Origin of the sequence: Streptomyces sp. HNM0575 (genome assembly GCF_012726265.1) — a bacterium.
Lineage (GTDB): Bacteria > Actinomycetota > Actinomycetes > Streptomycetales > Streptomycetaceae > Streptomyces.
The window spans coordinates 375214-388697 of the sequence record NZ_JAASAG010000005.1 but is presented as its reverse complement, the minus strand read 5'-3'; the positions used below and the strand labels follow the sequence as shown (position 1 = coordinate 388697).

Genomic DNA, 13484 nt, shown 5'->3' with positions numbered 1-13484 from the left:
CCGGGCACCGCGGACGCCGTCGCGCCGTGGGCGTGCGGGACCGCGTGCGGTCAGGCGTACACCCGCACGGAGTTCGTCGACGTGAGGCTGGTCCACAGGCCCGAGTTGCAGTTGTTCACGCTGAGGTCCCAGGCCACGCTGCCCGTGCCGTTGGACCCCGTGAAGCCCTTGACCCCCGCGCCGCCCGTCTGGCAGTTCACCACGGTGTAGTCGCCGATGAGGTTGGCCACGTTGTACGTGCCGTAGCGGTAGAAGCTGTAGACCATGGGGTGGTTGGAACTGCCGTCCCAGATGTCGCCCTTGTAGATGCAGACGTAGCCCGAGTCGCAGGGAGCCGTCCGCGTCTCGTGGCCGGCGGAAGGCGCGGAGGTCGTCACGGCGGTCGTCGCGGCGGGTGACGCGGACGCGGCCGTGGGCGCGGCGAGGGCCGCGGCTCCGGCCAGCGCGAACGCACCGGCTGCCGCGGCGGCCCGGCGGCGCCATCGTCTGCTCGTGGGGATGCGGCTCGTCATGGTGTCCTCCATGTCTCCCTGACTCGGTGGCCCGGCCGCCCGGCGTGGAGTCGGCTCGCACACGGCGCGTGCTCGAAGTCGCGGCGGGGGCCGGTGATTTGACGCGACGATAGGCAAGAGCCATAAACAAGCACTAAATGCCCATTAAGGGGACCTTCCTGCCCGATGGGGCGACGCCGGGTCCGCGTGGGTCGGCGGCCGCATGGGCGAGCGGCGTTCAGGACGTCTCCTCCGCACCGCCGTGGATCTGCTGCGCGAGAAGCGCCAGGCTCCACATGAGCTTGTCCTCCGTACCGGCCATGCCCCGGCCGGTGACCTCCTGGACGCGCTGCATCCGGTACATGACCGTGTTCCGGTGGCAGAACAGCCGCTCGCCGGCGCCGGTCGGGGACCCGTCCTCGGCGAGCAGGGCCTCGACGGTGCGCACGAGGTCGCCGCCGAGAGCAGGGGGCAGTGAGAGCAGCGTCGTGACACCCCGGCCCGTCAGCAGCGGGGCGAGCGCCGGGGCGGCCGCGACGAGCACGGCCGGCAGCCGGTCCTCGGCGGCCGCCACCTCGGTGCGGTCCGAGGGCAGACTGCGGGCCGTCCACAGGGCGACGGCCAGCGCGTCGCGCGCCTTGAGCAGCGGGCCGGGCGGGGCCAGTCCCACCCGGCCGGGCAGGTGGCGTGCGAGTATCCCCGGCAAGGCGCCGGACTCACCCCTCTCCGCCACGATCAGTCCGCTCCCGTTGCGCCCGCTGGTGACCCAGGCCGACGCGATCCCGGCATCGGCCAGAGCAGCCTCCAAGCGGTGCGCCGCCACCGGCGTACGGCAGCCCAGCACGCAGACGGCGAGCACGGCTCCGGCACTGCCGGGGAGGTTCCCGGCCCGTGCGATGAGCGCCCCGGCGGGGTCGTCCCCCTGCCCGTGCGACCCCTGCACGTGCGGCGGCGAGGGGGACTGCCGGCAACGAGCGTGGCCCTCGCGTACCGCCTGGGTGTGGTCCTGTACGCAGCGCCAGTACCGGCCCGACTCCGCTGCCAGGCGGGCAGGTTCCGGGCGGCCTTGCTCGGTGGGGGCCTGCTGAAGCGCCGACCAGAGCAGGTCGGCGCCGAGGTCCGCGGTGGCGATCAGGGACGCGATCGGTACGCCGCTGCGGGCGCACCGTTCCCCCAGCGCACGGGAGCCGTCGACCGGGGGTGTGCCTGCCGGGGCCAGCCCGGTGAGCGACTGGAGTATCCGGGCCAGCAGTTGACGTGTGGCGCTGACCAGGCCCTGGCGGTGGGCGGAGTCCGCGAGTTCGCCGGCTGTCGCGGCGATGCGGTTGATGCTGTGCCGGACGGCCCTGGCGCCGGCGTCCAGGCCGGGATCGTCCCCGTGGCCGCCGTCCGGGCCCGGATCGTCCGCGTGATCGGAGAAGCCCCGGGGCACGCGCTGGTGCACGGTCATCGGGAACTGCCGCCGCGCAGCTCGGTCTTGAGTGTCTTGCCGGTGGAGCCCTTGGGCAGCGCAGGGGCGAACCTGACCTCGCGGGGGTACTTGTAGGCGGCCATCCGGGCACGGCAGTGGTCGATGACGGCGGCCTCGTCGGGCTCGCCGCCCTCCCGTAGTACGACGACGGCGACGACCTCCTCGCCCAGGCGGTCGTCCGGGCGGCCGATCACCGCCGCCTCCAGGATGGCTGGGTGGGCGAGCAGGACCTCCTCGATCTCGCGCGGATAGACGTTGTAACCGCCGCGGATGATCAGGTCCTTGCTGCGGTCGACGACGAAGTAGAAGCCGTCCTCGTCGGCATAGCCCACGTCGCCCGTGCTCAGCCAGCCGTCCCTCAGCAGTGCGGCGCTCTCGTCGGGGCGCCCGCGGTAGCCCTTCATGACGTTGAAGCCACGGGTGACGATCTCCCCGATGTTGCCGGGGCCCGGCGGCAACGAGGCGCCGCCGGGGCCGAGTACGGCCATCTCGACACCCCACACGGGCCGGCCCACGGACAGGACCCGGCGGTCCTCGGCGCTGGTGTTGAACGTGCAGATGCCGGCCGTCTCGGTCAGCCCGTACCCCTCCAGTACGGGCACGCCGTACTTGTTCTCGAAGGCGTCCATGACCTCGGCGGGCAGCGAGGCGCCGCCGGACCCCGCCACGCGCAGCCGGCTCAGGTCACGGCCGCCGACGTCGGCCTCGGCGAGCGCGAGGAGCATCGTCGGAACGCCGAGGATCTCGCTCACGCCGTGGGCCTCGACCGCGTCCAGGACCGCCGTCACGTCGAACCGGGGCACCACCGAGACGCTGGAGCCGAAGCGCACGGCCCGGATGAGGGCGGTGAGTCCGAAGACGTGGAAGAAGGGCAGCACGGCCAGGCTCACGTCGTCCGGCCGTTCGCCGAAGGCGTCGCCGACCACCGTTACGGCCAAGTACATCTGGAAGTGGGCGAGTTCGGCACCCTTGGGGCGCCCGGTGGTTCCGCTGGTGTAGACGAGCACGGCCGTGTCGTCGGCTGCCGTCGGATGCACTCCGCGGTCCGGGCCCGGCGGCATGTCGGGCAGCAGTGTCTCGAAGGCGGATGTCCCATCGGGCAGCGGCGCACCTGAGGGGGCGAGCGCGTAGACGCCGACGCCCGCCGCGCATGCGTCCGCGGCCGCCTCGTCGATGAAGCCCTCGAAGCCGATGAGCACCGCCGCCCCGGAGTCCCGCAGGTGGTACCGGGTCTCTGCGGACTTCAGCAGCGGGTTGAGCGGCAGCACCGTCATACCGGCCTTGAGCGCCCCGAAGCAGGCGACCGCGAACTCGGGGACGTTGGGGAGCTGGAGCGCCACGACGGCCCCGGGAGCCAGGCCCGCGTCGGCCAGTCCGCGGGCCATCCGGTCGGAGAGCCCGTCCAGTTCGCCGTAACTCATGGTGTGCCCCGAGCACTTGATCACCGGGGCGTGCGGTGTACGCGCGGCCGACTCCCGGAGCGTGGTCGCCAGGTTGAAACTCACGTGGACTCCTTCTTCGCACCCGGCCGTCGCCGTCTCCATGACGCGGACCGACTACTGATGAGACATTTCTAAATCTGTCTCACCGGGTTGTAGGAATGTAAATGCGCCTCAGTGCGATGTGTCAAGGTCGCGTCGAGGGGAGACGCATCGCCCTTCGTCTCGGTCACGCCGGGACGGCCGGGCCGGTCCGTACGGACTCCAGCCCGTCAGGGGAGGGCGGAGGAGCGCGATAGCGTGTGGCCCCTGGGGCGAGGAGGTGGAAGTCGATTGGCGCCCGCGCCCAAGCGCGAGAACCGCGAGAACGCTGCCGGTTGCGCGAACTCCGACGCCGATGTGCGAGTTGTCGTCCCGGAAGGAGTGGCGGCCCCGTCCGGCATCCCCGCCGACGTCTTCGCCGCCACCGTCTCCGCGTACGCCGCGGGCCGGCGGCTGGACATGCAGAGCCTCGCCCGTCGCCTCGGCATCGGCCGGGCCACGCTGTACCGGCAGGTGGGCAGCCGCGAACGGCTCCTGGACGAGGTGGTGTGGTGGCGCTCGCGGCACGCGCTGGTCGACGCCGTCCGCCTCAGCAGCGGGCAGCGCGGTGCCGACCGGATCACGGCGGTCGTCAGCCATGTGCTGTCGATGGCGGAGAAGGACCGTGCGCTGCACGCCTATCTGGAGAACGACCCCCGTGCGGCCCTGCGGATCCTGACCGGAGTGCAGAGCAAGTCGCAGCGCTGCATGGTCGGCGCGGTCGAACGGCTGCTGGAGCTTGAGCGCGACCGCGGACATCTGCCGCTCGACGACATCCCGGCCGCGGCCTACGCCATCGTCCGGATCAGCGAGACGTTCCTGTACTCCGACGTGATCGCCGACCGTGCCCCGGACGTCGCCGCTGCCGTGCGGATGATCCGGGCCATGCTCGTCGGGCTCGGCAGCGCAGACGCTCCTCCTGCACGCGGCCACTGAACGCACCGCCGTACACGGCACCGACTGGTCCTCCGGGACACGGCGTCATGCCGCCGTGAACCGCCGCCGTGAACCGCCGCCGTGAACCGCCGCCGCGCACCCGGGCCGCGCCTGTTGAGCGTCGGTGCGATCCGCCGGGGCCACCGGCTCCGCCGGGGCCACCGCGTGCAGCGCTGAGCACAAAGATGACGTGCCCCGAGGTCCGCCTCGGCCCCAAGCGCGCTCTCCCCGGGTTGACTGTGCTCTCCCGGTCTCCCGATCAGTCTCGGAGCAACCCCATGCGCGCAGTGCGGCTCTACGGCCGTGAGGACATCAGGATCGAGGATGTCCCGCTCCCCCGGCCCGGTCCCGGGGAGGTCGCCGTCCGCGTTCTGTACAACGGCCTGTGCGGCAGCGACGTCCACGAGTACTTCGACGGTCCCATCGGGGCCGGCTCCCGTCCCCACCCGGTCACCGGAGCGCACCTGCCGAGCATCCTGGGCCACGAACTCTCCGGCGAAGTGGCCGAATCCGGCGAGGGCGTGGCGGACCTGGCACCCGGCGAACGTGTAGCGGTCATGCCGATGCAGAGCTGCGGCCGGTGCCCGGACTGCCTGCGCGGCCGGCACAACGTGTGCCCTCAACTGGCGATCCACGGTTTCAACCGGGTCGGCGGCGGCCTGTCCGAAGTGACCGTCGTCCGCCGCGACATGGTCTTCCCTCTGCCGCCCGCGCTCTCGGCAGCCCACGGCGCGCTGGTCGAGCCGATGGCTGTCTCGTACCGGGCGGCACGCCGGGTCCACGCCGAACAGGGCGACCTGGTTGTCGTCTTCGGTGCCGGGCCGATCGGACTCGGTGCCGTCATCGCCCTGCGCGCCCGCGGAGTCGACACGCTGGTGTCCGAACCCTCCGCGCTGCGCCGCACGGCGGCCGAACTCGTCGGCGCCACCCACGTCATCGACCCCGCGAACACCGACGCCGTGGCCGCCGCCCGCGATCTGACCGACGGCTGGGGCGCCGCCGGAGCGATGGACGCGGCCGGTGACCCGGGCGTCGTCGGCCCCCTCATGGAGTGCTGCCGGACCGGCGGCCACGCCGTGATCGCCGCGGTGCACACCCGCCCCCTCCGGGTGTCCCGCAACGCGCTCGTACGCCGCGAGGTCGACCTGAGCGGCAGCATGACGTACGACAAGGGCGACTACGAGGCCGTCATCGCGGACATGGCCGCCGGCGCATACCCGGTCGACGGCTGGGTGGAGACGATCGAGTTCGAGGACGTCGTCGAACGCGGACTCCACGCCCTGCGGCGGCAGGAGGCGAACAAGCTGCTCGTCCGCGTCGCCGGGGACGCGCCCCGTCTCGGCGGGCGCGGGGCGGACGGCACACCGTGACGGCGCCCCGGCTCCACCCCTGGCCGCCGCGGGCCGGCACCCCGGCCAGGGTGACTCCGCACGTGGTGCACCTGCTCGCCCCCAATGCGCACATGTGGACCTGGGAAGGCACGAACACCTGGCTCGTCGGCTCCGATCAGACCCGGCGCTGCGCGGTGGTCGATCCGGGAACCCGCGACCCGGCGCACCACCGCGCCGTGATGGACGCGGCGGCCGGGCGGGGCTGGAGCATCGACACCGTCCTGGTCACCCACGGCCACGTCGACCACCTCGACGGAGCGGACGAGATCGCGGCGGCCACGGGAGCGCCGGTCCGCGGCCGCGGGACGCGCCCCGGTGAAGTCCCGCTGCGCGACGGCGAGTTGATCGACCTGGGCGACGTCCGTATCGAAGTGGTCGCCACGCCCGGTCACACCGACGACTCCACCGCGTTCCACATTCCCGCCGACGCCTGCGTGCTCAGCGGTGACACCGTGCTGCACCGCCGCTCCTCCGCGATCGAGGGCAGCCTGTCCGGGTTCCTCCGGTCGGCGGCCCGTCTGCGCGCGCTGGCCCGCACCGCGGTCCTGCTGCCCGGTCACGGACCCGCCGTGGAAGACGCCGCCGGGGTGCTGGACCGGGTGGTGAACCTGCGGCGCGGTCAGGCCGAGCAGGTACGCGCCTGCCTCGACCGGGGGGTCACCGGCGAGGACGCCGTCCTCGCCGACCTCTACCCCGGTCTGCCGTCCGCGCGCATGCCCGCGGCCCGGATGCTCGTCCGTTCCCTGCTCCAGCACGCCGAGTCCAGCAAGGAGGGCAACCCCTCATGAGTGCCGCCTCATCGGCCACCGGACCACCGGCCACCGGACCGCTCGCCGGGCACCGCGTCCTCGACCTCACCAACGTGATCATGGGCCCTTACGCGACGCAGATCCTCGCCGATCAGGGCGCCGACGTCATCGTCGTCGAGCCCCGGTCCGGCGACACCAACCGCCTGATGGGGCCGGGCCCGCACCCGCAGCTGTCGGGCATCAGCCTCAACCTGATGCGCAACAAGCGCTCGGTGACCCTGGACTTGAAGTCCCCGGCCGGACGCGACGCCGTTCGCCGGCTCCTGACGACGTGCGACGCGGTCGTCGCCTCCTACCGGCCCGGCGCGCTGCGCCGTATGAGCCTGGACTACGCGCGGGCCCGCGAGCTGCGTCCGGACGTCGTCTACTGCCAGGGCCAGGGCTTCCCTCTGGACAGCGACCGCGCCGACGAACCCGCCTACGACGACATCGTCCAGGCCGCGAGCGGGCTCGCCGACGCCGCGGCCCGGGTGTCCGGCACGCCCGCGCTGCTGCCCACGATCCTCGCGGACAAGGTGTGCGGACTGGTCATGGCGCAGGCCGTGACCGCCGCGCTGCTGCACCGCGAACGCACCGGCACGGGCCAGCACGTCGAGGTGCCGATGGTCGAGGCCATGCGCTCCTTCGTCCTCGTCGAGCACGGTGCGGGCGCGATCGCCCAGCCCCCGGTCGCCGACGCCGGCTACCCGCGCATCCTCAGCCCCCACCGCCGCCCGCAGCGCACGCTCGACGGGTGGATCAGCGTCCTGCCGTACGCGCCCGGGCACTACGCCGACCTGTTCGCCGAGGCCGGGCGCCGGGATCTGGCGAACGACCCCCGCTATGCCGACCGCCGCGCGGCGATCCGTCACTCCGACTCGCTCTACCGGGACGTGGCCGAGGTGATGGGGACCCGGACCACCGGCGAGTGGCTCGGCTTCTGCGCCACCGCCGGAATCCCGGCGAGCGCGGTGGCCACCCTGGACGAGATCGTCGCCGAGCTGCCCACCACCGACCATCCGGCCGCGGGCAGCCACCGCGTGATACCTCCGCCCGCACGCTTCTCGCGTACGCCCTCCTCGGTGCGCCGCGGCGCACCACTGATCGGCCAGGACACCGACGAGGTCCTCGCCGAGCTCGAACGGAGCGGCGCATGCTGACCCTTGCTCCCACCCAGCTCACCGAGGACGAACGCGCCCTGCGGTCCCAGGTACGCGAGTTCCTTGCCCAGCGGCTGCCGGAGGGCGGCTACGAACCCGGCCTCGGCCCGGCCGCGGCGTTCGACCGCGAATTCTCCCGCGCTCTGGGCGCCCGCGGCTGGCTGGGCATGTCCCTTCCCGTGGAGTACGGCGGTGGCGGCCGCAGCGCGGTCGAGCGCTTCGTCGTCGTCGAGCAGCTCCTCGCGGCCGGGGCACCGGTCGGCTTCCACTGGGTGGCCGACCGGCAGAGCGGTCCCGGCATCGCCAGATTCGGCACCGCCGAGCAGAAGGCGCGGTTCCTGCCCGGCATCTGCCGCGGCGAGCTGTGCTTCGCGATCGGCATGAGCGAACCGGACGCGGGCTCCGATCTCGCCGCGCTGCGCACCCGGGCCGTCGGCGTCACGGGCGGCTGGCGGCTGAGCGGCACGAAGATCTGGACGAGCGGGGCGGCGCACTGCGACTGGCTGATCGTGCTGTGCCGCACCTCCGACGACGGATACGCCGGCCTGACCCAGCTGCTCGTCGACCGGCGCGCCTCCGGCGTGACCGTCACGCCCATCCGATTCATCGACGGCACACAGGACTTCTGCGAGGTCACCTTCGACTCCGTATTCGTCCCCGCGGAGCTGGTACTCGGCGAGGTCGGCGGCGGATGGGCCCAGAACACCGCCGAACTCGCCCTGGAACGTGGCGGCCCGGACCGCTGGCTGAGCACCCTGCCCCTGCTGCGCGCATGGATCGGCTCCGGCCGCTGCGACCGCGATGACGAAGCGGTGCGGCGCGACCTCGGCGAAGTCGGTGCCCGGCTCTGGGCGTTGCGGGGCATGTCCCTGTCCATCGCGCGCGCCGTCGACGCCGGAGCCTCACCCACGGTGGAGGCGGCCCTCGTCAAGGAGATGGGCACCGGACTCGAACAGCACATCGCCGCCCTGATCGCCGACCACACCGGCCACGTACCCGACCCGAACTCGTCCGACCGTTTCGAACGGCTCCTCGCCAAGGCCCAGCTCACCGCCCCCGCGTTCACCATCCGGGGCGGCACCGACGAGGTGCTGCGCGGCGTCGTCGCAAAGGGGCTGCGCCGTGGCCGCTGACACCTCCGCCGACCCGCTGCTCACCGCGACCGCCGAGCAGGTCTTCGCCGACTCGGCCGACAGTGCCCGCACTTGGGAGGCCGAGCCGTGCACACCGGCTCGCTGGGCGCCCCTGGAGGAGACCGGCCTCGCGCTCGTATCCGTCCCGGAGAGTCTGGGCGGCAGCGGCGGAACGCTCACCGACGCCGCCGCCGTGCTGCACGCCGCCGGGCGGCACGCGGCTCCGCTTCCCGTCGCCGAGACGATCCTGGCCGCCTGGCTGCTCACCCGGGCCGGCGTCCCCGCGCCCGCCGGCCCGGCGACGGTGGCGCCGGGCGCCGATGGCGGCATTCCGGTACCGGGCACCGGTGCCGGCATTCCCGTACTGCGCCGCGGCCGTCTCGACGGTGTCCTGGCCGACGTGCCGTGGGCACGCTCGTGCGGCACCGTCGTGTGCCTCGCGGCCGGCCCGGACGGGCAGGTCCACATCGTCCAACTCGACCCGGCTGACTGCCATATCGAGGAAGGGCTCGACCTCGCCGGCCAGCCGCGCGACCGCCTCGTCGCCACCGGGGCGGAGCCCGTCGTGGCCCTGCCCGCCCCCGGCGGTCTGGACGCCGGGGCGTTGCGCTCCAGAGGCGCACTGCTGCGGGCCGCCCAACTCGCGGGCGCCATCGAGGCGGTCGCCGATCTCACGCTGGAGTACACGCAGCAGCGCGTGCAGTTCGGCAGGCCCGTCGCCGCCTTCCAGGCCGTGCAGCTCCACCTGGTGCGGCTGGCCCAGATGTCGGCGATGACGAACCTCACCGTGCTGCGAGCGGCCCGCGCCGCCGAGGACGCGCCGCTCCCCTCCGGGAGCGGCTTCGAGGTCGACGCCGCCAAGGAGGTGGCGAACGAGGCGGCGGCCGTCGCGGCGTCCGCAGCCCACCAGGCACACGGTGCGATGGGACTGACGCTGGAGTACCGGCTGCACCGGCTCACCAGGCGACTGCACGCCTGGCGAGGCGAGTTCGGCTCCTCGCGGGTGCTGCGGTCCCGCCTGGGGGCGGCCGTTCTCGACCACGGCATCGAGGCCGCGTTCACCGGCGGCACCACTCCGACGGGAGATCTGGAATGAGCGTCAACGTAATGCGTGACGGACACGTGGGACTCGTCGAGGTGGACCGCCCTCCCGCCAACCACTTCGACATGACGACGATGAACGGTCTCGTCGAAGCGGTCGAACGCCTCGATGCCGACTCCGGCTGCCGGGCACTGGTACTGGCGTCCACCGGGCGGCACTTCTCCGCCGGAATGGACTTCTCGGACGCCGAGCTGGGCGAGGAGACCGCACGGCAGGCCGAGGCCTTCTACTCCTGCGCGGCCAGGCTGTTCGACACGGCGACGCCTCTCATCGCCGCCGTGCAGGGCGCCGCCGTGGGAGGCGGCCTCGGCCTCGCCTGCGCCGCGGATTTCCGTGTCGCCGACGCCGACACGCGCTTCGTCGCCAACTTCGCCCTGCTCGGCTTCCACCAGGGCTTCGGGCTGTCGGTGACCCTTCCGGCGCTCGTCGGCGGACAGGCCGCGGCGGACATGCTCTACACGGGCCGCCGGATCGGGGGCCGCCAGGCGGTCGGGATCGGCCTGGCCGACCGCCTCGCCGAACCGGGAGAGACGCGGACCGCGGCCCTGCGGCTGGCGGAGGAGGTGGCGGCCTCCGCGCCGCTCGCCGTCGCGTCCATCCGGAACACCCTGCGCGGGGACCTCGCACGGCGCGTACGCACGGCCCTCGCCCACGAGTTGGAGGAACAGCGCCGTCTGTGGGCGACGAACGACGCCGCGGAAGGCGTCGCGGCGGCTCTCCAGCGCCGCACCCCGGCCTTCAACGGCAGCTGAAGCCCGTCGCCAAGACCCACCACGAAGACCCCTCACCGGAAAGCAGAGGCACATGCCCTTCAAGTCACCAGAGAGCAGGAGCACATGACCTTCGTCGAGCGAACTCCCGACCCCGGCACCCTTGAGTCCGGACCGTTCCAGGGCGTCCAGTCCCCCGACATAGCCGCCGACATCGTCACCGTCGGCGCCCTGGACCTGGACGGCGAGCCCGACGCGTGGGTGCCGCAGGCCGAGAACGTGTCCTACCGGCCGCTGATCTTCAACGTCAGCAACGGCTACTTCGTCAACCTGCTGCGGGTGAAGCGCAACGGCGTGCTCTCGCGGCACCAGCACACCGGCGCGGTCCACGCCTTCAACCTGCGCGGCCGGTGGCACTACCTGGAGCACGACTGGTGGGCCGAGGAGGGCAGCTACGTCTACGAGCCGCCCGGCGGCACCCACACCCTCGAAGTCCCGCACGGCGTCGAGGAGATGATCACGCTCTTCCACGTCACCGGCGCCTACGTCTACGTCGACGTGCACGGCACACCCATGGCCGTCGAGGACGCCTGCACCAAGCTCGCCCGAGCCCGCAGGCACTACGAAGAGGTCGGGCTCGGGGCGTCCTACGCCGACCGGTTCGTCCGCTGACCCGTCTTCCATCCCCCTGCAAGCCCGTCTTCCATCCACTTCCATCCACTACAAGGAGGCGACCCACATGGTCTCCCGCCTGCCCGCCATGCACCACGTCGGCATCGTCGTCGAGGACGTCGCCACGGCGTTCGAGGACTTCGAGCGCCGATGGGGACTGCGCCCCGCCGGCTCACGCGAGGTCACGTTCGAAGAGGCCCTGGTGAACGGCCGCGAGACGACCTTCACCGCCCACTACGGGTTCCTCGCCGTCGGAGAGACCCAGATCGAGCTGATCGCCCCGGTCTCCGGCGACTCCCCGTACACCGAGTTCCTGCTCGCGCACGGAGAGGGCCTGCACCACCTGGCATTCGTGGTCGGCTCCATCGACGACCAGCTCGGTCATGTCGCGGCGACGGACAAGCCCTGCTCGATCGTCACCGCCGGCGAACTGCCCGGCCTGGGCCGCTTCGTCTACGCGGACGGTGCGGCACACGGCACGCTCATCGAGCTGATCCAGGCCACGGGACCGGCGTCGGGAGGCGATCGCCTGCTTCAGATCTAGAACGCTCTCCGCGCGACGGCTCAGCGGATTCGGACAGCTCGGTGAATCGCACGGCTCGGTGAATCGCACGGCTCAGCGGATTCGCACGGCTCAGTGGACCGACGGCTCAGTGGATCGGCAGTTCCGTGCCCGCGAGCCGGCGGCCCGTCCCGTTCCACTTGAGCGCGATGATCTCGGCCATGATCGCGACCGCGGTCTCCTCCACCGTACGGCCGCCCAGGTCGAGCCCGATGGGAGAGGACAGACGCCGGAGCGCGGCCTCCCCGACCCCCGCCTCGCGAAGGCGCCGCAGCCGGTCCTCGTGCGTTCTGCGGCTGCCCATCGCACCGATGTAGCAGGCGGGGGTGAGCAGCGCCCGCTGAAGCAGCGGCACGTCGAACTTCGGATCGTGGGTGAGCACGCAGATGACGGTGTTCTCGTCGACTGTGAGCTGGTCGAGGAACTGGTGCGGCCACCGCACCACGAGTTCGTCGGCGTCGGGGAAGCGCTCACTGGTCGCGAACACCGGCCGGGCGTCGCAGACCGTGACGCGGTAGCCGAGGAATTTCGCGAGGCGTGCGACGGCGCCGGCATGGTCGATGGCGCCGAAGACGAGGAAGCGCGGCGGCGGGGCGAAGGACTCGACGAACACGGCGACTTCGCCCATCCGCCTCTCGCTGTCGCACGCGGCGTGCACCACCGCGGTGGTGCCCTGCGCGAGCAGGCCGCGGGCCTGCTTCACGACGCTCTCGTCCAGGCCGGCGTCGCCGAGTGCGCCCTTCGCCGTGTCCGCGCCGACGACGAGGCGCCTCCCCATGGGCGCCGGGCCGCCGATCACGGATGCGACCGCGACCGGGCGGCCCGAGTCGACGGCGTCGAGGACCTCTTCGAGCTCGGGCCAGTGCTCGCCGCTCGCCGGACGTACGAAGACCTCGATGACTCCGCCGCAGGTCAGCCCCGCCTCCAGGGCGTCGTCGTCGCTGACGCCGTATGTACGCAGCACCGGTTCGCCGTCGGCGAGCACGTCCATGGCGAGCTCGTAGACGGCGCTCTCCACACAGCCGCCCGAAATGCTGCCCAGCACCGTGCCGTTGCGGGCTACCGCCATGGTGGCGCCCGCCTGGCGCGGCGCGGACTTCCAGGTCCGCGTGACGGTGGCCAGAGCGAAGGGCACCCCGTCGGCCTGCCACGACCTGAGACCCTCAGCGATGTCCCGCACTCCGACTCCTCCCCGCCGGCGATCAGTTCACCGGCTTCCTCGACCGCTGCCGCGGGATCCTCCCGATGCGTGACCGGCTCCGGGAGGGCCACCGGGTGAGCCGACGATGCGTACGCGGCGGCAGCGGTGTCAACGGCGTCCTCAGCGTTCGCTTAACTCGCCCGTCACCTGTGACGACCCGCTCCGGGCGGCGTCCGCGCCTCTTCAGCGCGCCTTCGGGGCGCCGCCACACCTCAGCCGGTGCGAGGCGGCGGCGAGAGAAGTCCCGAGGGACTTAAGCAACTCCTTAACTCGTCGTTGACATCCCCTCACGCCGCGGGCCCAATGAGGCCCAAGCGCCGAGTGGAGATACCGGCTGCGGTGATGAG

The 13484-nt window shown here is 72.5% G+C and carries 13 protein-coding genes; 9 read left to right on the top strand and 4 right to left on the bottom strand.

The features are described 5' to 3' along the window. Positions 1–50 precede the first annotated feature (50 nt). The 3 genes from HCC61_RS15260 to HCC61_RS15250 form a co-directional block, all read right to left on the bottom strand. Positions 51–512: a hypothetical protein gene (locus tag HCC61_RS15260; protein ID WP_169135979.1), complete on the bottom strand. Its 462-nt coding sequence runs from the start codon at positions 510–512 to the stop codon at positions 51–53. Positions 513–729: 217 nt separating this feature from the next. Next, positions 730–1941, bottom strand: a complete 1212-nt coding sequence (locus HCC61_RS15255; RefSeq protein ID WP_169135978.1) for a helix-turn-helix domain-containing protein — start codon at positions 1939–1941, stop codon at positions 730–732. Next, positions 1938–3467, bottom strand: coding sequence for a long-chain fatty acid--CoA ligase (locus tag HCC61_RS15250; RefSeq protein WP_169135977.1), 1530 nt, complete (start codon positions 3465–3467; stop codon positions 1938–1940). The genes HCC61_RS15255 and HCC61_RS15250 overlap by 4 nt, the downstream gene beginning before the upstream one ends. Before the next feature lie 267 nt (positions 3468–3734). On the opposite strand from HCC61_RS15250, the gene HCC61_RS15245 reads away from it, so the two are divergent. From HCC61_RS15245 to HCC61_RS15205, 9 genes are all read left to right on the top strand, one after another. Continuing rightward, positions 3735–4418 carry a QsdR family transcriptional regulator gene (locus tag HCC61_RS15245; protein WP_169135976.1) on the top strand — a complete coding sequence of 228 codons (684 nt, stop codon included), beginning with the start codon at positions 3735–3737 and terminating at the stop codon, positions 4416–4418. A 278-nt stretch (positions 4419–4696) separates the two neighbouring features. Next, positions 4697–5788 (top strand): alcohol dehydrogenase catalytic domain-containing protein, encoded by a 1092-nt coding sequence (locus HCC61_RS15240; protein WP_169135975.1) that lies wholly within the window; start codon positions 4697–4699, stop codon positions 5786–5788. A gap of 50 nt (positions 5789–5838) precedes the next feature. Continuing rightward, positions 5839–6597, top strand: a complete 759-nt coding sequence (locus HCC61_RS15235; RefSeq protein WP_169135974.1) for an MBL fold metallo-hydrolase — start codon at positions 5839–5841, stop codon at positions 6595–6597. Then, positions 6594–7757, top strand: coding sequence for a CoA transferase (locus tag HCC61_RS15230; RefSeq protein ID WP_169135973.1), 1164 nt, complete (start codon positions 6594–6596; stop codon positions 7755–7757). Before HCC61_RS15235 ends, HCC61_RS15230 begins: the two co-directional genes overlap by 4 nt. Continuing rightward, positions 7751–8890, top strand: coding sequence for an acyl-CoA dehydrogenase family protein (locus HCC61_RS15225; protein WP_169135972.1), 1140 nt, complete (start codon positions 7751–7753; stop codon positions 8888–8890). The genes HCC61_RS15230 and HCC61_RS15225 overlap by 7 nt, the downstream gene beginning before the upstream one ends. After that, positions 8880–9986, top strand: coding sequence for an acyl-CoA dehydrogenase (locus HCC61_RS15220; protein ID WP_169135971.1), 1107 nt, complete (start codon positions 8880–8882; stop codon positions 9984–9986). Before HCC61_RS15225 ends, HCC61_RS15220 begins: the two co-directional genes overlap by 11 nt. Then, complete coding sequence (locus HCC61_RS15215; protein WP_169135970.1) at positions 9983–10744, top strand: enoyl-CoA hydratase/isomerase family protein; 762 nt, start codon at positions 9983–9985, stop codon at positions 10742–10744. Before HCC61_RS15220 ends, HCC61_RS15215 begins: the two co-directional genes overlap by 4 nt. A gap of 84 nt (positions 10745–10828) precedes the next feature. Next, a complete protein-coding gene (locus HCC61_RS15210) occupies positions 10829–11374 on the top strand; it encodes a 2,4'-dihydroxyacetophenone dioxygenase family protein (RefSeq protein WP_169135969.1) in 546 nt (181 codons plus the stop codon). A gap of 67 nt (positions 11375–11441) precedes the next feature. Next, on the top strand, positions 11442–11918 hold the full coding sequence (locus HCC61_RS15205) for a VOC family protein (RefSeq protein ID WP_169135968.1): 477 nt from the start codon (positions 11442–11444) through the stop codon (positions 11916–11918). A 106-nt stretch (positions 11919–12024) separates the two neighbouring features. Here the strand turns inward: HCC61_RS15205 and HCC61_RS15200 are convergent, their stop codons facing one another. Next, entirely contained in the window at positions 12025–13116 is a 1092-nt protein-coding gene (locus HCC61_RS15200; protein WP_169135967.1) for an XdhC/CoxI family protein, read from the bottom strand. Positions 13117–13484: the final 368 nt, after the last annotated feature.